Genomic DNA, 16,992 nt, shown 5'->3' on the forward strand with positions numbered 1-16,992 from the left:
GATCATGGCAGGCGAATTTAGTCGTACTAGTCGGATTGGTGACCAGCTCCAAAAGGAGCTGGCGTCCTTGATCCAGTTTGAAGTAAAAGATCCTCGTTTAGGATTAGTTACTGTCAACGAAGTGCGTGTAGCAAAAGATTTAGGCTATGCGGATATTTATTACACCGTACTTGGTAAAGATGACCAGCCAGAAGTATTGGCTGAGAACCAAGCTGCACTTGATAGTGCGAAAGGGTTCTTGCGTCGTCGTTTAGCACAAGAAGTAAAACTTCGTGTTATGCCGCATTTGCGTTTCCACTACGACCAGAGTGTTGTTAATGGTTCACGCATGTCTGCTCTTATTGACGAAGCAATTCGTGATGATGAGACAAAAAACGGTAACGAAGGCGAGTAATAAGTTCGTATGGTTAAAGCAAAATGGCGTTCAGTGGACGGTATCGTTCTACTGAACAAGCCGATAGGTTTAAGTTCGAACCAAGCGCTGCAGCGTGTCCGCCGTCTTTATCAGGCAGCAAAAGCTGGACATACTGGGGCGCTTGACCCTTTGGCAACAGGAATGTTGCCATTGTGTCTCGGAGAAGCGACGAAATTTTCTCAATATTTATTGGATGCAAATAAGCGTTATCTAACCTGCATACAGTTGGGAAAAAGAACCACAACCGGTGATCGTGAAGGTGAGGTATTAACTGAGGAGTTGATTCCTACTCTTACTGATGAATCTCTTGAAGAAATTCTAGACGGATTTCGTGGTGAAATTGAGCAAATACCTCCCATGTATTCTGCTTTAAAGCACGAAGGTAGGCCTTTGTATGAGTATGCCCGTCAAGGCATCGTTATAGAAAGGAAACGTCGTCGTGTTACTATTTCAAATCTAACTCTTGTTTCAAGAACCGAAGATACACTGACGCTTGATATTCAGTGTTCCAAAGGTACTTATATTCGAACCATTGGCGAGGATATTGGTGAAGCGTTAGGTTGTGGTGCGCATCTTCATTCTTTGCATCGTATTTCGACGGCGGGTTATTTGCCTGAAAATATGATGACGTTAGAGCAGTTTGAAGCGATAGCGGAGCAAGGATATGAGGCATTAGATTCTCATCTAATTTCGATGGATACCGCTGTAGAGCATTTCACTAGAGTGAATTTACCTGAGGCGGATACACTGGATATGCTGTTTGGTCGAACCATACCTAGTCCTGTTTCATTAGAACATGAAACTGTAGTGAGAATGTACGATCATGGATCACAGCGCTTCTTAGGCCTTGGGCAAATTAAAGAGACGTCTATTCGTCCTTATCGACTGGTAAATACCAGCGAGTTCTCTTTATAAATAGCAGTGAGTTCTGCTAAAAAGAGTGTTAAACTTGCTAGCTTAGGATGACTGAAAATATGCTCGGCTATCCTTTACTTTTAATAGCATATTAATTTGGAGATTAAGATTATGGCATTGTCTGCAGAATCAAAAGCAGCGTTGGTAAAAGAGTTTCAAGTAGCGGAAGGCGACACTGGTTCTCCTGAAGTTCAAGTAGCATTGTTGACTAAGAACATCGAAGGTCTTCAAGGTCACTTTAAAGCTCATATCCACGACCATCATTCTCGTCGCGGTCTAATCCGCATGGTAAACCAGCGTCGTAAGTTGTTGGATTACCTTAAGCGTAAAGATGCAGCTCGTTACACTAGTTTGATTAAAAAACTAGGTCTGCGTCGCTAAGACTGAGAAAGGGCCATAAGTTATTATGGCCCTTTTTTATTGGTCTCCCAAGGGACAGCCTGTACTTCATATGCACTTTTCTTCTCCTGAATGAAGAAGCTGAAAGAGTTCATATGAGTACTGGCTTAAAAAGAGGTCTTTGGGAGAAGAAATTTTTTTAATAAAAGGAATACGTGTGAGTATTACTACAAAAACTTTTCAGTTCGGTAATGATACCGTAACGCTAGAAACAGGCCGCATTGCTCGCCAAGCAACAGGTGCTGTTCTTTGTACAATTGGTGATGCACAAGTACTTGCTACTGTTGTAGGCGCTAAATCAGCTAAGGCTGGCCAAGACTTTTTCCCATTGTCTGTTCATTATCAAGAGCGTGCTTACGCGGTTGGTAAAATTCCAGGTGGCTTCCTAAAACGTGAAGGCCGTCCTTCTGAAAAAGAAACACTGACTTCTCGTTTGATCGACCGTCCAATCCGTCCATTGTTCCCTAAAGGGTTTATGAACGAAGTTCAGGTTGTTTGTACTGTTATGTCTACTAACACTAACTTAGACGCTGATATTGCGGCTATGTTGGCAACGTCTGCTGCATTGACTATTTCTGGTATTCCATTCAATGGTCCTATCGGTGCAGCTCGTGTTGGTTTTAACGACGAGTCTGGTTATGTTCTTAACCCAAGCTATTCTGATCTAGATGGTTCTTTGCTAGACATGGTCGTAGCAGGTACGAAAGACGCAGTATTGATGGTTGAGTCTGAAGCGCAAGAGCTTACAGAAGACGAAATGCTAGGTGCTGTACTTTACGCTCATAAAGAAATGCAAGCGGCGATTTCTGCCATTACAGAATTCGCAGCTGAGTGTGCTAAGCCTCGTTGGGATTGGGTTGCGGATGCGGCAAACGTTTCTTTGACTGATGCACTTCAATCTGGTTACGCAGCTCAAATCGAAGAAGCGTACGGAATCAGCGAAAAAATGGCTCGTTACGCTCAACTAGGTGTTGTTCGTGATGCAGCTGTTGCTGCACTTGTTACTGCAGAAGGTGAGTTCTCAGAAGCTGACGTTACTGGTGCTTTCTCTAAACTTGAAAAACGCATTGTTCGTCGCCGTGTTATCGATGGTAAGCCTCGTATTGATGGTCGTGATAATAAAACAGTTCGTCCAATCAACGTTGAAGTTGGTCTACTAAGTAAAACTCATGGTTCTGCTTTGTTCACTCGTGGTGAAACTCAGGCGATTGCAACTTGTACGCTTGGTACGAGCCGCGATTCACAAATGACTGATGGTTTGACTGGCGAAAGTAAAGACAGCTTCATGCTTCATTATAACTTCCCTCCATACTCTGTAGGTGAGTGTGGTCGTATGGGTGGTGTTGGTCGTCGTGAAATTGGTCATGGTCGTCTAGCTCGTCGTGGTGTTCAGGCTGTATTACCTTCTGAAGATGAATTCCCGTACACAATCCGTATCGTATCTGAGATCACTGAATCCAACGGTTCAAGCTCTATGGCATCTGTATGTGGCGCGTCTTTGTCTATGATGGACGCTGGTGTTCCTCTTAAGGCACCTGTTGCAGGTATCGCAATGGGTCTTATCAAAGAAGACGATGGTTTTGCTGTATTGACTGATATCTTAGGTGACGAAGATCACCTTGGTGATATGGACTTTAAAGTAGCGGGTACTGCAGAAGGTATTACTGCGCTTCAAATGGACATCAAAATCGAAGGTATCAACGAAGAGATTATGGATATCGCCTTGAGCCAAGCGCTTGAAGCTCGTACTCATATCCTTCGAGAGATGGCGAAAGTAATTGGTTACGCCCGTCCAGAAGTTTCTCCTAACGCGCCTTCTATGGCGACGATCAAAATTGATCCAGAGAAAATTCGTGACGTTATCGGTAAAGGTGGTGCAACAATTCGTTCTATCACTGAGCAAACTGGCGCTTCTATCGATCTAGATGACGACGGTACTGTTCGTATTTACGCTGCTGATAAAGCATCTTCTGATGCAGCATTGCTGAAGATTCATGAAATCACTGCTGAAGCAGAAGTAGATAAACTTTACAAAGGTAAAGTAGTTCGTCTAGCTGAGTTTGGTGCTTTCGTAAACATCTTACCTGGTAAAGATGGTTTGGTTCACATATCTCAAATCGCTGAAGAGCGTATTCGTGCGGTAACTGACTTCCTTTCTGAAGGTCAAGAAGTTATCGTTAAAGTACTAGATGTTGATGCTCGTGGTCGTATCAAGCTTTCTATGAAAGACGTAACTGAAGAAGAAAAAGCAGCTTACACTGAGTAATTTTTAGTGTAAATTGATGTAAAAGGGCGCTATTTATAGCGCCTTTTTTTGTTTTTAGTATCTTGAATAGTCTAGAATAGCAACATTGTATTTAGTGATATTTTGACACTGTATATCTTTAGTTATTTAGCCTCTTGGATAAAGGAAAAAGATGATGACCTTTAAAGTCGTGGGTTTATTGGCAGCTAGCCTTGTATTGGCCGCATGCAGTAAAGATGCTTTGAATACGCCCGTTGAGGCAATTCCTGATTGTGTGTTTGCTGATGGTTCTAATCAGGCTGCTCCTGCTTGGGTGTGTGGTGCTCCTGTTGAGGGTGTGGCTTTGTCTGCAGTTGGTTATAGCGAAAAATCTGCCGCTGGCCCTAACTATATGAAACAGATGGCTGCAACAGCGGCACGTGTTGAGTTGGCGCAAGTACTTAGCCTTGATCTGCAAAACATGGTCAAGCAGTATGTTGAAACAACAGGTGCTGGTGATGCAGAAACAGTTGATCGTGTGAATAGTGTAGTGACTAAGCAAGTTACTGAGCAGCAATTAATTGGATCTAAAGTTGTACGTCAGATGCCTACGCCTAGTGGTGGTTTGGTTGTTTTGGTTGGTTTAGATCCTGAGCAAGCTGGAAAAGTAGCACAAGATATTTTGCGTACTTCTATGAAAAATGAACAAGCTTTGTACCAAAAATTAGAATCTGAAAAAAGTTTTGATGAGTTGGCGGCAGAAATTGCCAAGCGTCACGCTCAGTAAAATACAGCGATGAGTAGTACACAACTTTATGTGCTGCTACTCATCATGCTTCCTTTCTAAAGATTTGCTTCTTCATCAAAAATCGGAGTGGGCTTTTTGTTGCTGTCTACGGCCACAAAATTGAAATGTCCGGTTACTGCCTTTGTGCGTTTATCGCTATCCAATTGCTCTAAAAAAATTGATACTTCTACTTTTAGCGAGGTTCTGCCAACATGAACCACGCGAGCGATTAATTCAACTAAAATGCCTGAAGGTATCGGTTGTTTAAAGTCCACTTGTTCTGTTGAAATGGTTACCATGGTTTTTCTGGCAAAACGGGTGGCAGCAATATAGGCAACTTCGTCCATCCACTGTAGGGCGATACCACCGAATAAGGTATCGTAATGGTTTGTTGTTGCTGGAAACACCATCTTTGCAACGCGTGTTTCTGATATTTCTTCTCGTTTTTGGATGAGTAGCTTGTTCATGTTAATAAAACCTTTTCTTTCAATGATTCTGTTAGGCGGCATTATACTCGCTGGAGTAAGTGGTTGTGATACGCGTTTTAAAGCAGAAGACGTTTTATCTCAATATGTTGTGGATTTAAATCGTTCTCAGTTTTTGTCTGTTTCATCTCCAGCAATTGTAATGCCAGCTAGCTTGCCGTCATCACGTAATCGTCAACAAAGTTTGACTCACTTCGATATTGGTTTATTAGATTTCTTGTCTTTGCAGCGGTGTGATGTTGGTATTGTGGCGGGCAGAAAAAATAGCATTCTTGGTAAGGTTATGCCTGATAGCCAGCGATTTTTATACGAGCTAGACATCATTCGCGCTATAGAGTCGTGTGATATAAAGAATGAGTCTTTGTCTAAAGAATTGTATCAAATAGCCCAACAGAAGCGCCTTGAATTACCTATGGCATTCGGTAATGCTCTTTTTAATGGCGCAGAAAGCGAGGCGTTTTTTAGTTTATCTAATGGTTTTTTACCTCTCAACTATTCTACTGCAGAGCAACAGGATCTATTGAATTCTTTAAATCGATTGCTTGCCATTGGTGAGAGTCTTGAGAATTTGCCACTTGTTGATGCTAATGTTTTTGAGGGAGATTTGAAAATACTAATGGACAGTGAGTACGCTGGTCGACTGTTGTATTCGTTGGCACGTGTCACTAGTTATTTAGAGCTTGTTGCGAATAAAGTGAAAGCATTAGATGGTAATATTTGCGGCGCTCCAATGGTTTATCTTAAACAGCAGTTTGAGACGCATTATGTAAAAGTTGTTCAGCCTTATATGGGGCGAATAACTCGCGGAGCTTATCAGATACTGCCACTTTTGAATCGTTTATTTGAGGTAAGTGAACCTTTAAGTCGTGATATGCAAACTTTTTCGTATCATTTTTCTCTGAATGAAGCGACTAGTGAATGGCAGCGTTACCAGCTTGTGTCTCAATATCATGCTAAGCAGTGGAGTGCTTTGTTTGCTAAGTGTTCAATATCTATTGGTGGCAAGTCTTAGCATAAAATAGTTAGATACGAGTGTTAATTTGTTGCTCTAAACTCTCAACGGCATCATATTGATACGCTGGGCCTTCTGCTAAAGGCTCGAAGCTTAATGCTTTTAGTAGGGCGATGTTTGCAATGGGGTTTTCTCCAATGCTGTGCGAAAATTGAATGGGCCGTGTAATTGCGTGAAGCTGATGAAAGTTTAATTCATCCTGGGTATCGATAACAGACGGCCCGGGTTGATTGAATAGACTCATTAATAAGGCAAAATGAGCATTGCCAGAAACCGGTTTGCCCGCTTTGCTGCTTTGGGTTACCTGTGTTTCAACAATTTCTCTTAAATTCATTTATGTGCCTATTAAATCATCTACGATAAAGCTATCGGCACAGAGCGATTTTTCTTAAAGAAAACAGGGAATTAATTAAAAATGCTTTTTCATCAGTGATAGGTGCGATGGAATGTTGCTATTTTGACTTTTATCGTTAGGTGAGTATTTTTAAATTGTGATTTTTTGTATATAAGGCTATCAATTTTTGTTCAATGTATAGCCCAAAGTGTTTAAGCATCGTACTATAATGCATTATAGATCAATTATATTTTTAGGGTCTTCTGCTTTTATTTAGAAAAGTGAGCCGCTTAACATCAGTGCGGTAGGGCATAGTGCATGCATGATATTAACGAACTGATCGACAATGTTAGACGTAATGAAGAGATTGCACGCAAATTCTTTGAGATAGAGCGTTGTATACTTTCGATTGGGCGTTGTGATCAGTTTGTTTCAACATTAACCAAGGAAGTGCAGAAGCAGTTTAGTGTGCCTTATGTTTGGGTTAATCTAATTAATGAAGCACCTTTGTCTCATCTAATAGAAAGCCTGGAGAAAATGCCTGATCTACGAGATAGGGTGCTTTTTACAAGACGTCGTTCTATGATCGATATCATCAAGTCCAGTAATAAAACCGTTTTAGTAAATACTAATTTAAGCCGATGCTGGGAAATCATTCCCTCTGTTTATCGCGATATTATTTCTTCTGTCGCTATTTCTCCTTTGACTATTGATGGTGAGTTGGTTGGATTGTTTTGTCAGGCCGATTCAGACAGCTCTAGATATGATGCGACGACAAAAGATACTTTTTTACTTGATCAGCTAGCGATTAAAATCTCTATTTGTTTGAGTAATGTGACGGCAAGAGAAAAGCTAGAGTATTTGGCGACACGAGATCCATTAACGGGCTTATTAAACCGTCGACAGCTAGAGTTGATGCTAGATCGTGAGTTTGCTCGCTCTAAAATGCAGGAGCGTGATTTAACTGTTGTATTCATTGATTGTGATGCCTTTAAGTCCATTAATGATACGTTAGGCCATAATTGTGGTGATGAGGTATTGGAGTATATCGCTAAGCGTTTGCTAAAATACGTTCACAAGCAAGGTTTAGCATTTCGATTTGCAGGTGATGAATTTGTGTTTGTTATGCCTGGAAAAAGTTATGAGCAAGCCATTTTGGTGGCGGAATCTATCCAAGAATATCTACAATCTAATCCATTAAGGTATAAATCTAATCTTGTACCTATTACTATTAGTTACGGTGGTGCCAGTGTCATGTCTGATTCGCCTAGTAACTATAAGCATCTGTTGAAAGTGGCAGATGAGCGCCTCTATGACTATAAAAATAACCGTAAACGATTGGTGCCAACAAAGGTCTTTAAATTTTTAAATAGACTAAGATAGTTTTGTAATTTTATTACATTATGGTGCTTATTTTTTCAAGATCGCGGTATTTTTCACCTCAATTTTGTTGTAAAATTTCAAAAAAATTAAATAGGGTTCGTTTATGTCCCATGCTTTAATCGCCGATCTTGGTGGAACTAATGCGCGTTTTGCTTTGGTTCCTATCCATCAATACGAGCCTCTAGAAGTTAGAGTGCTTCCTTGTGAAAATTACGATAATTTTTTTGATGCTGCTGCGGATTATATCGAAAACTGCAGTATTGGTATGGATAAAATAGACGCTATTGTTTTGGCGATTGCAGGTCCTGTTAATCAGCCAGTAATACAGTTTTCTAATAATCCGTGGAAGTTTACTCGTGATGAAGTTCAGTCCTATTTTGGTGATAATAAAGCCGTTGCCTTATTAAATGATTTTGATGCCGTTGGACATTGCTTGGAAATCCTTAAACCTGAAGATATGGTTGTCATTGGAGAAAGCTCTACGGTCGATCCAAAAGGTGCTTGTTGGGTAGTTGGAGCTGGCACTGGTTTGGGAATATCCTGCGTTGTTCCTCAAGATAATGGGCCTAATATTGTTTTGCCAGGAGAGGGTGGGCATGTTGATTTATCTGCCTGTAATGATGTTGAAGATGATATTTTAAAATTTCTTCGTACGCGCCATAAGCGAGTTTCAGCAGAGCGTGTTTTATCTGGCATGGGCCTCGAAAATATATACGAAGCACTGGCTCTGCGTGAAGGTGTTGAAAAGCGTTTAACCGCGCCTGAAATTGGCGAAGCGTTAAAGCTTGGTAATGATCCTATCGCAATCGCTACGTTGGAACAGTTCTTTGTATTTTTAGGTAGAGTTATCGGCGATCTAGTATTGTCCGTTGAGTCTCGCGGCGGTGTTTATATTGCCGGTGGTATTGTGCCTCGTTATTTAAAAGATATTCTTAGAAGTGGTTTCCGTGATGCGATGCAAGACAAAGGTCGTATGAAAGAATTTGTTTCCCCTATTCCGACTTTTGTTGTGATGTCTGAATACCCAGGGCTGATGGGCTGTGCATGTTACGCGTCCCATCTTGTGTCGAAAGCCTAGATTAGTTGGAGAATAAAGAATGAAGGCCAGTTTAAAAGCCTGTGATGTTGTAATTTTTGGTGGTGGTGGCGACCTTGCTATGCGTAAGTTGCTTCCAGCTTTGTTCCATTTGGATATGGATGGTTTGCTTGCTCCAACGACTCGCATTATCGGTGCTTCGAGACGTGAGGTAAGTACAGAAGAGTACCAAACTAAAATTCGAGCAGCGCTTGATGAGTTTGTGCCTTCAAGTATTGGCGATGAAAAAACATGGCCACGCTTTAAGGAGCGTCTGAGCTATGTTTCTGTTGACGCCCAGGAAGAGTCAGACTTCTCGCGACTAAATGATCACCAGGTTGGTGGCGATGATCGTGATGTTGTATTTTATCTTGCAACTTCTCCAGACCTATTTGGATCTATCTGTTCGTCATTAGCCGCTCATGGTTTAAATGCGCCTCGTATGCGTGTTGTTTTAGAAAAACCGCTTGGTCGAGATCTGGTTTCTTCTCGTGCTATTAACGATGAGGTGATGAAGAACTTTAACGAGCAGCAAGCTTTTCGTATTGATCACTATCTTGGTAAAGAAACAGTACAAAATCTGTTGGCGATTCGTTTTGGTAACACACTTTTCGAACCTTTATGGGACAGTGCGCACATTGATAACGTACAGATTACTGTGTCAGAAACGGTTGGAGTTGAAGGTCGTTGGGGGTATTACGATAAGGCCGGTGCGATGCGTGACATGGTGCAAAACCATTTGATCCAGCTGTTATGTTTGGTGGCGATGGAGCCTCCTGGTCGAATGGATGCTGATTCTGTTCGCGATGAAAAGATCAAAGTATTAAAAGCGCTACGCCCAATTGCTGGGGCAAATGCTTATACTAAAACCGTTCGTGGTCAATATGCGAAAGGCATGATTAAGGGTAAGGATGTTCAAGGTTACTTTGATGAGGAGGGTAGTAACCCGAACTCAAGAACCGAAACATTTGTTGCTTTGCGAGCTGATATTGATAACTGGCGTTGGGCTGGCGTACCGTTCTATCTAAGAACAGGTAAGCGTTTGGGGCAGCGTTATTCTGAAATTGTTATTCAGTATAAATCCGTACCACATAGTATTTTTAGTGATGAAAGCAATCGCCAGCTTCAGCGTAACCAGTTGATTATTCGTCTTCAGCCAGAAGAGAAAATCTCCTTAACTGTAATGAATAAGGTTCCAGGTGTGAGCGAAGGCATGATTCTTCAGCCCGTTGATTTGAACTTGAGTCTGACTGAAGCGTTTAACGATAAGCGTAGCCCGGAAGCTTATGAGCGATTATTGCTTGATGTGATGCGCAACGATGCAACTTTGTTTATGCGCTACGATGAAGTAGAAGCGGCTTGGAAATGGGTGGATGGAATCATGTCCGCTTGGAATCAAACTAGTGAGCGTCCAAAAGAATACGCTTCTGGTTCATGGGGTCCTGCAGCGTCTATGGCGTTGCCAATTAAAGACGGCCGTAACTGGCACGACTACTAGCCCTTAAACAAAGAAGTCTTCAAAAAGGAAAGTAATAATGACCATCTCTTATACTGCCGAACAAGTGATGACAGCAACGCCTGTTGTTCCTGTTATTGTTGTTGATGATGTCGCTCAAGCGGTTGCACTTGGTAAAGCACTTGTTGCTGGTGGAGTACCTGTTTTAGAGGTTACTTTGCGTACTCCGGCTGCCTTGGAAGCGATTACTGCGCTTCGCAAGGAAGTGCCTGATGCTATTGTTGGCGCGGGGACTGTGTGTTCGCGTGCACAATATATTCAAGCGATTGAAGCTGGTTCACAATTTATTATCAGTCCAGGAATGACGGCGGATTTATTAGCTGTCGGTAAAGAGTACGATGTACCTTATCTGCCTGCGGTCGCGACTATTTCTGATATTTTGTTGGGGATGGAATACGGTTATGACCGTTTTAAATTCTTCCCAGCAGAAGTGAATGGCGGTGTGAAAGCGCTGAAGGCATTTGGTGGTCCGTTGCCACAAATTAAATTCTGTCCAACTGGCGGTATTGGTGCTGATAACTTCCGTGAGTATTTAGCATTGCCTAACGTGCTTTGTGTTGGCGGTTCTTGGATTGTTCCAACGGATTTGGTGCGTGCTGGTAAATGGGATGAAATTACTGAATTGGCGAAATCTGTCGCTCGCTAATAAGAAGTAAATAACAGATTTATAAAGTTAAAAAAGAGGAAGAGCGTGTGCTCTTCCTCTTTTTTTGTTTTTCAGTATTGGCTATTGTTATAGGTTTTCTTCGGCAAATTCAGCGAGTCGGCTTCGTTCTATGCCATTGACGTGCATGATACTGGCGTATTTAAAGGACTTAGTTTTTTCGACTAGGTAGGTTAAACCTGATGTTAGTGGAGTTATGTACTTGTTATCGATTTGTGCCAAGTTACCAAGTACGATAATTTTTGAATTACTGCCTACTCGCGTCACGATGGATTTGAGTTGAAACTGAGTTAATCCTTGAGCCTCATCAATAATAATTAGAGCATTGTTAAATGATCGGCCGCGCATGAAGTTCAAAGACTTGAACTGAATATTGGCTTTTTGTTTAACGTATTCGATGCTGCTAAAAGAGTGTTCGTCGGCGCCGTGCAAGATCTCTAGGTTATCATCAAATGCAGCTAACCAAGGTGCCATTTTTTCTTCTTCCGTACCTGGTAGAAAGCCAATGTCTTCTGCCATTGGTGGTGTTGATCTTGCTACGATAATTTTATTAAAGCGCTTTTCCTCCATAGTAACTTGTAATCCATAAGCTAAGGCTAATAGTGTCTTGCCTGAGCCTGCTGGGCCAGTCATTACCATTAAGTCTGAGTTGTCATGGCGTAATAGGTAAAACGCCATAGCTTGCTCTAGATTGCGTGGCAATATGCCCCAGAAGTTTTGGTTCATCAGATGCTGTTTGTTTATATCGAGCAAATAAACGTGTTCTTGATCGAGATTGACAACAAATCCAATGAAGTCTTCATCATCAATCACAAACATATTGAAATAGATGTTGGGTAAGTGGTTCTTGCTAATAACGTGAACTGTGTGGCGGCCATGAGCTTCTGTTTTTACGCTTTCTATAGTGGACCAAAAGCTCCCGCTGAATTGTATATAGCCTTTGCTCATTAAGTCTAGATCATCAAGAACCTTGTCTTTTCTGTAGTCTTCTACGCGCTCTAGCCCTGAGCCTTTTGCCTTGATGCGCATGTTGATATCTTTGGTTACCAGACACACTGCAGATCGTGGGTGGGTTGCTTGTAAGCTTAGGCCTACATTAATGATGCGGTTGTCGTTGGCATGGTCGTGGTTGCCATTTAAAAAGGGAATATTATCAGTGAGGGTGATTTGTTGATCTGGATAAATAGCTAAGGAGCCTTCGCTGCGTTTGTTTTGGTCTTTGTCCACATCGTTACTGACAACTCGGATTGGCACGCCTGCTTGTAATTCGCGAGGTGATGCATCACCGACTATTTTATCAATAGTATTAATGGCCACACGCGCTTCACGGCTAACGTCTTTATCTCTTCTGTCTTTAATGACATCCAATTCTTCAAGGACGGTCATAGGAATAACGACCTTATGTTCGGCAAACGCATAAATCGCCAAGGGATCGTGCAATAGCACATTGGTATCAAGAACGTAGATTTTTTCCATAGAGTATTACTCCTGCAATGAACATGAAGTTTTCTTTTGAAGAGCGCATAAACGAACAAAACAAATGGTACTTAGTGTCTTTGTGGAGAGCTGATATTTTTGCGGGGGTGGAGCGTAATGTCGTAGGAAGTGGCTGGCTGAATGTTAAATCCGCCAAGGGTGGGTAGAAAATTGAGCTGTTTTGGTTATGGTTTTGTAGCAAGCTAAACCTCACTGTCTTTATCCATACTCTAATCAGAGTGTATGACAGTTTTGTTGCTTATGCTTGTTCTAATAGGATTTTTTAACATTTTTTAGTTATAAAAAAACCGCTGTTTATGGCAGCGGTCTTTTTTTGTGTCGACTAGTCTCAATCGTCTAAGAAGCTTCTTAGATGTTCTGAGCGACTAGGATGACGTAGTTTGCGTAGTGCTTTAGCTTCGATTTGACGAATACGCTCACGAGTGACGTCGAATTGTTTACCGACCTCTTCAAGAGTGTGATCCGTATTCATATCGATACCAAAGCGCATGCGTAGAACTTTGGCTTCACGAGCTGTTAGGCCTGCAAGCACCATAGTTGTTGACTCACGTAAACCTTCGATAGTCGCTATATCAATAGGAGATTCAGCGCCATCGTCTTCAATGAAGTCACCTAGATGGGAATCTTCATCATCACCGATTGGCGTTTCCATAGAGATAGGTTCTTTTGCTATCTTCAGTACTTTGCGAATCTTGTCTTCAGGCATGTCCATGCGAGCGGCCAATTCTTCTGGCGTTGCTTCGCGTCCCATTTCTTGGAGCATCTGACGAGAGATACGATTTAGTTTGTTAATCGTTTCAATCATGTGCACTGGAATACGGATGGTGCGAGCCTGATCGGCAATCGAGCGAGTGATCGCCTGACGAATCCACCACGTGGCGTAAGTAGAGAACTTATAACCACGACGATATTCAAACTTATCAACCGCTTTCATTAGGCCAATGTTACCTTCTTGGATAAGATCCAGGAATTGTAAGCCACGGTTAGTGTATTTTTTCGCAATAGAGATAACCAGACGCAAGTTAGCTTCAACCATTTCTTTCTTCGCGCGGCGAGCTCGAGTTTCCCCGATAGAAATGCGGCGGTTGATTTCTTTTAGTTCAGCAATGGTCAGGCCAGTCTCTTTTGAAACCGCACGAAGTTTGCGTTGGCTACGCATAAATTCCGCTTCGTTTTCTTCAAGCGTTGCTGCGTAATCAGCACCAGAAGCAATCTGCTCTTTAAGCCAATCAGGGTTGGTTTCATTGCTTGGGAAGCGCTTTAGAAACTCAGTTCTTGGCATGCCTGATTTACGTACGCACACTTGCATGATAAGACGCTCTTGATCACGTACTTTTTCCATACGTGAACGGACGCGATCAACTAAATCATCAAACAGTTTAGGAACAAGCTTGATAGGTGCGAAACTAATGCTCAACTCTTCTTGCTTGCTTTGAACTGCTGGATCTTGTCTGTTGCTGTTTTCTAGCAAGACTTTTAGTTCGTTATAGATGCGTGAAATATCATTGAAACGTAACGCTGTTTCTTCAGGATCAGGGCCGTTATCTGTTTCTTCTTCAGCTGTGTCTGAATCATCATCATCATCGTCACTGTCTACAGTGTCTTCTTCGATGACTGGTTCTTCGGTAACTACATCTTCAAAAACAGGTTCTTCGCCATCACCATCGATGAAACCGCTAAATATATCGCTTAAACGACCTTCTTCTTCCTGCACTTTCGCGTAAGCGTCAAGTAGTACATCTACTGCGCCAGGGAAGTATGAAATGGCCGCCATGACTTCGCGGGTACCTTCTTCGATACGCTTTGCAATGGCGATTTCGCCTGCACGAGTCAATAGCTCAACCGTACCCATTTCGCGCATATACATACGCACAGGATCGGTTGTTCTGGTGATATCACCTTCTACCGCAGCTAAGGCAGCAGCAGCTTCTTCAGCTGCAGCTTCATCTGTAGCATCGCCTTCTTCCATAAGAAGGCTATCTTTATCTGGAGCAACTTCAGAAACCGTAATGCCCATGTCGTTGATCATGGCAATGATTTCTTCTACTTGCTCCGGGTCTGAAAGGTCATCAGGGAGGTGGTCGTTAACTTCAGCAAAAGTTAGGTAACCTTGTTCTTTACCCTTGGAGATCAGCTCTTTGAGACGTGACTGTTGAGTGTCTGGCATTCGACAACCTATCGTTAGAAATTCATTTGGGAGTTTAGCAAGCCGCGGATTATAACAAAATCAATCACTTTTATCCACCGAATACTATCTTTTTTGAATGAAAATTAAACTGGGTTTAATTTTTTTTCTGTCTAATTAAATCCATTAAATTCCGTAGTTCTTGCTTGCTGCTACTATCCTTTATGGATTCATTCCCCTTACTTTTCAACCGTGCGATGCTGCTATTTAATCCAAGATTTTTTTCTAGTGCTAAAACCATATCGAGCACTTCTTGCTGTGCATTAGTGATTTTTTGCTTGGTTGTGGCGTCTTGGTGGTTTAATAGTGCGTAAATAGAGGAAAATGTGGTTTTATCTGTTAATTCGCCCAGTAAGTGTCCGGTGTTTTTGTGGGGGTGTTTTGCGAAATATCTCCATATTTTGCAGAAGATTTGTAGTTCGTCATTCGCTTGATTCACTAATGGATCGGGTAAATCGATTTCTTTCGCTATGTGCGGGTGAAGTAAAAGACACAGTGATGCTTGCTTTATTCGGCTGAGGCTTGGTGCTGCCGGTGGTAAAGCTGGTTCGTCGTTGTAAAACTTACCCTTAGAAAAAGGTTTTTTGCTAAAAGGCTTTTTGAACGAGCCTTGTGTTTTGGGTTGAGTCAACGGAGTGCTGTAATCACTATGATGGAAATCATCATAATCGCCATGGGATGACTCGTAATCGTAGTGGCTTAGGTCTGGTGTGTCGCCATCATAATGTTGGATTTGCTGTGTATGGCTTTGAGGTGTTGGCTCATGACCTTCTGTCGGCGTATGTTGGCGGCGAGTTTTAAAAACAGTATTGCCTAATGTCTCGCTATCGATGCCTGACTGATCGCTTAGTTGGCGAATCAAAACCGAGCGAAAGGTTAGCTCTTTGGGTATTTGCTTAATCATCTCCATGGCGTTGCGAGCAAATTGGGCCTCACCTTCTTCATCACCAAGAGTTACCTGATTTCGGGCGTGATCAAACAAGACATGCGACAAAGATGACGCGTCTTCTAAACGATGGTTAAAGGCTTCTTTGCCTTCTTTTCTGACAAGAGAGTCTGGGTCTTCTCCTTCTGGTAAGAATAAAAAACGCACCTGTTTTTCGTCTTGCATGACGGGAAGGGAGGCTTCTAAGCCGCGTATTGCGGCTGCGCGGCCAGCTTTGTCGCCATCAAAGCAGAGTACAACTTTGCTGACCAGTTTAAATAATTTGCGTATATGTTGGCTGTTTACTGAAGTGCCCAGTGTAGCGACTGCATTGGTAATGCCATGTTGCGCTAGCACTATGACGTCCATGTAGCCTTCGACCACAATGATTTGATCGAGTATTGGGGTGTTTTGCTTTGCTTCAAATAAGCCATAGAGTTCTTGGCTTTTTTGAAAGACTGGTGTTTCTGGAGAGTTTAGATATTTGGGTTTTTCGTCCCCAAATGCACGTCCGCCAAAGGCAATAACTCGACCTCGTGAATCACGTATAGGAAAAATAATGCGATCGCGAAAGCGGTCGTAATAGTGGCCAGGCTGATCTTTTTTCTCAATTAACATGCCGCCAAGTAGTAGCTGTTCTTGGCTTTCTGCCCGGGTGCCGATTTTTTTGAGAAGATTGTCCCACCCTGACGGTGCGTAGCCCAGACCAAATACTTTGGCGATTTGACCGGATAATCCACGATCTTTGGATAAATAGTCTGTGGCTTTTTTCTTGTCAGGATGTTGGGTTAATTGTTGCTGATAAAATTGCGAGCTTTCAGATAAACGTTTTAGTAGCTCTGCATTTTGCTCGTATCTATCTGGTGCACCTTGTTCTCTGGGAACTTCCATGCCTGCGTCTTTGGCGAGTGTTTCAATCGCATCGACAAAGTCTACATGGTCATGTTCCATAACAAATGAAATGGCATTGCCACCAGCACCGCAACCGAAGCAGTAATAAAATTGCTTGTTTGGATTTAAGCTAAAAGAGGGGCTTTTTTCATTATGAAAAGGACAAAGAGCACTGTAATTTTGCCCGGTTTTTTTTAGGCTAATGCGAGACGCAACCACATCGGTTAGGTCGGTTCGAGCCAATAGCTCGTCAATAAATTGATCAGGAATGCGCCCCGCCATTAT

The 16,992-nt window shown here is 42.3% G+C and carries 15 protein-coding genes; 10 read left to right on the forward strand and 5 right to left on the reverse strand.

What is annotated here, in order from left to right:
* Positions 1 to 4 precede the first annotated feature (4 nt).
* From rbfA to TY87_RS09540, 5 genes are all read left to right on the forward strand, one after another.
* Positions 5 to 394, forward strand: a complete 390-nt coding sequence (gene rbfA, locus TY87_RS09520) for a 30S ribosome-binding factor RbfA (RefSeq protein WP_067013360.1) — start codon at positions 5 to 7, stop codon at positions 392 to 394.
* Between the two features lie 9 nt (positions 395 to 403).
* A complete protein-coding gene (gene truB, locus TY87_RS09525; protein WP_100186912.1) occupies positions 404 to 1,330 on the forward strand; it encodes a tRNA pseudouridine(55) synthase TruB in 927 nt (308 codons plus the stop codon).
* A gap of 111 nt (positions 1,331 to 1,441) precedes the next feature.
* Positions 1,442 to 1,711: a 30S ribosomal protein S15 gene (gene rpsO / locus TY87_RS09530; protein ID WP_012068748.1), complete on the forward strand. Its 270-nt coding sequence runs from the start codon at positions 1,442 to 1,444 to the stop codon at positions 1,709 to 1,711.
* Between the two features lie 175 nt (positions 1,712 to 1,886).
* Complete coding sequence (gene pnp / locus TY87_RS09535; RefSeq protein WP_072840341.1) at positions 1,887 to 3,995, forward strand: polyribonucleotide nucleotidyltransferase; 2,109 nt, start codon at positions 1,887 to 1,889, stop codon at positions 3,993 to 3,995.
* 154 nt (positions 3,996 to 4,149) lie between these two features.
* Positions 4,150 to 4,740 (forward strand): LPP20 family lipoprotein, encoded by a 591-nt coding sequence (locus TY87_RS09540; RefSeq protein WP_198432068.1) that lies wholly within the window; start codon positions 4,150 to 4,152, stop codon positions 4,738 to 4,740.
* Positions 4,741 to 4,796: 56 nt separating this feature from the next.
* Here TY87_RS09540 and TY87_RS09545 read toward each other — a convergent pair whose 3' ends face one another.
* Positions 4,797 to 5,207 carry an acyl-CoA thioesterase gene (locus TY87_RS09545; protein WP_072840303.1) on the reverse strand — a complete coding sequence of 137 codons (411 nt, stop codon included), beginning with the start codon at positions 5,205 to 5,207 and terminating at the stop codon, positions 4,797 to 4,799.
* Here TY87_RS09545 and TY87_RS09550 point away from each other — a divergent pair.
* Positions 5,206 to 6,237, forward strand: coding sequence for a DUF3080 family protein (locus TY87_RS09550; protein WP_232617102.1), 1,032 nt, complete (start codon positions 5,206 to 5,208; stop codon positions 6,235 to 6,237). The two genes, TY87_RS09545 and TY87_RS09550, sit on opposite strands and share 2 nt — an antisense overlap.
* A gap of 10 nt (positions 6,238 to 6,247) precedes the next feature.
* Here the strand turns inward: TY87_RS09550 and TY87_RS09555 are convergent, their stop codons facing one another.
* A complete protein-coding gene (locus TY87_RS09555) occupies positions 6,248 to 6,571 on the reverse strand; it encodes a hypothetical protein (protein ID WP_100186914.1) in 324 nt (107 codons plus the stop codon).
* 318 nt (positions 6,572 to 6,889) lie between these two features.
* Between TY87_RS09555 and TY87_RS09560 the strand changes: the two genes are divergently transcribed.
* From TY87_RS09560 to TY87_RS09575, 4 genes are all read left to right on the forward strand, one after another.
* The gene (locus tag TY87_RS09560) at positions 6,890 to 7,954 is read left to right on the forward strand and encodes a GGDEF domain-containing protein (protein WP_072840305.1); all 1,065 of its coding nucleotides are present in this window, start codon (positions 6,890 to 6,892) and stop codon (positions 7,952 to 7,954) included.
* A 103-nt stretch (positions 7,955 to 8,057) separates the two neighbouring features.
* Positions 8,058 to 9,032, forward strand: a complete 975-nt coding sequence (gene glk, locus TY87_RS09565; protein WP_100186915.1) for a glucokinase — start codon at positions 8,058 to 8,060, stop codon at positions 9,030 to 9,032.
* A 19-nt stretch (positions 9,033 to 9,051) separates the two neighbouring features.
* The gene (gene zwf / locus TY87_RS09570) at positions 9,052 to 10,527 is read left to right on the forward strand and encodes a glucose-6-phosphate dehydrogenase (protein ID WP_072840307.1); all 1,476 of its coding nucleotides are present in this window, start codon (positions 9,052 to 9,054) and stop codon (positions 10,525 to 10,527) included.
* Between the two features lie 37 nt (positions 10,528 to 10,564).
* A complete protein-coding gene (locus tag TY87_RS09575) occupies positions 10,565 to 11,191 on the forward strand; it encodes a bifunctional 4-hydroxy-2-oxoglutarate aldolase/2-dehydro-3-deoxy-phosphogluconate aldolase (protein WP_072840308.1) in 627 nt (208 codons plus the stop codon).
* A gap of 87 nt (positions 11,192 to 11,278) precedes the next feature.
* Here the strand turns inward: TY87_RS09575 and TY87_RS09580 are convergent, their stop codons facing one another.
* The 3 genes from TY87_RS09580 to dnaG form a co-directional block, all read right to left on the reverse strand.
* Positions 11,279 to 12,685 carry a PhoH family protein gene (locus TY87_RS09580; RefSeq protein WP_100186916.1) on the reverse strand — a complete coding sequence of 469 codons (1,407 nt, stop codon included), beginning with the start codon at positions 12,683 to 12,685 and terminating at the stop codon, positions 11,279 to 11,281.
* 349 nt (positions 12,686 to 13,034) lie between these two features.
* Complete coding sequence (gene rpoD / locus TY87_RS09585) at positions 13,035 to 14,873, reverse strand: RNA polymerase sigma factor RpoD (RefSeq protein ID WP_100186917.1); 1,839 nt, start codon at positions 14,871 to 14,873, stop codon at positions 13,035 to 13,037.
* Positions 14,874 to 14,988: 115 nt separating this feature from the next.
* A complete protein-coding gene (gene dnaG / locus TY87_RS09590; protein WP_100186918.1) occupies positions 14,989 to 16,989 on the reverse strand; it encodes a DNA primase in 2,001 nt (666 codons plus the stop codon).
* Positions 16,990 to 16,992 lie beyond the last annotated feature (3 nt).

The organism is Marinomonas sp. BSi20584, assembly GCF_002792415.1.
GTDB lineage: Bacteria > Pseudomonadota > Gammaproteobacteria > Pseudomonadales > Marinomonadaceae > Marinomonas > Marinomonas polaris.

What these genes read in the sequence shown, in the direction of transcription:
- TY87_RS09540 (WP_198432068.1), top strand. Translation starts at nt 4,150, where the DNA reads ATGACCTTTAAAGTCGTGGGTTTATTGGCAGCTAGCCTTGTATTGGCC.
- rbfA (WP_067013360.1), top strand. Translation starts at nt 5, where the DNA reads ATGGCAGGCGAATTTAGTCGTACTAGTCGGATTGGTGACCAGCTCCAA.
- dnaG (WP_100186918.1), bottom strand. Translation starts at nt 16,989, where the DNA reads ATGGCGGGGCGCATTCCTGATCAATTTATTGACGAGCTATTGGCTCGA.
- TY87_RS09555 (WP_100186914.1), bottom strand. Translation starts at nt 6,571, where the DNA reads ATGAATTTAAGAGAAATTGTTGAAACACAGGTAACCCAAAGCAGCAAA.
- TY87_RS09550 (WP_232617102.1), top strand. Translation starts at nt 5,206, where the DNA reads ATGTTAATAAAACCTTTTCTTTCAATGATTCTGTTAGGCGGCATTATA.
- rpsO (WP_012068748.1), top strand. Translation starts at nt 1,442, where the DNA reads ATGGCATTGTCTGCAGAATCAAAAGCAGCGTTGGTAAAAGAGTTTCAA.
- truB (WP_100186912.1), top strand. Translation starts at nt 404, where the DNA reads ATGGTTAAAGCAAAATGGCGTTCAGTGGACGGTATCGTTCTACTGAAC.
- TY87_RS09560 (WP_072840305.1), top strand. Translation starts at nt 6,890, where the DNA reads ATGCATGATATTAACGAACTGATCGACAATGTTAGACGTAATGAAGAG.
- TY87_RS09580 (WP_100186916.1), bottom strand. Translation starts at nt 12,685, where the DNA reads ATGGAAAAAATCTACGTTCTTGATACCAATGTGCTATTGCACGATCCC.
- TY87_RS09545 (WP_072840303.1), bottom strand. Translation starts at nt 5,207, where the DNA reads ATGAACAAGCTACTCATCCAAAAACGAGAAGAAATATCAGAAACACGC.
- glk (WP_100186915.1), top strand. Translation starts at nt 8,058, where the DNA reads ATGTCCCATGCTTTAATCGCCGATCTTGGTGGAACTAATGCGCGTTTT.
- TY87_RS09575 (WP_072840308.1), top strand. Translation starts at nt 10,565, where the DNA reads ATGACCATCTCTTATACTGCCGAACAAGTGATGACAGCAACGCCTGTT.
- rpoD (WP_100186917.1), bottom strand. Translation starts at nt 14,873, where the DNA reads ATGCCAGACACTCAACAGTCACGTCTCAAAGAGCTGATCTCCAAGGGT.
- zwf (WP_072840307.1), top strand. Translation starts at nt 9,052, where the DNA reads ATGAAGGCCAGTTTAAAAGCCTGTGATGTTGTAATTTTTGGTGGTGGT.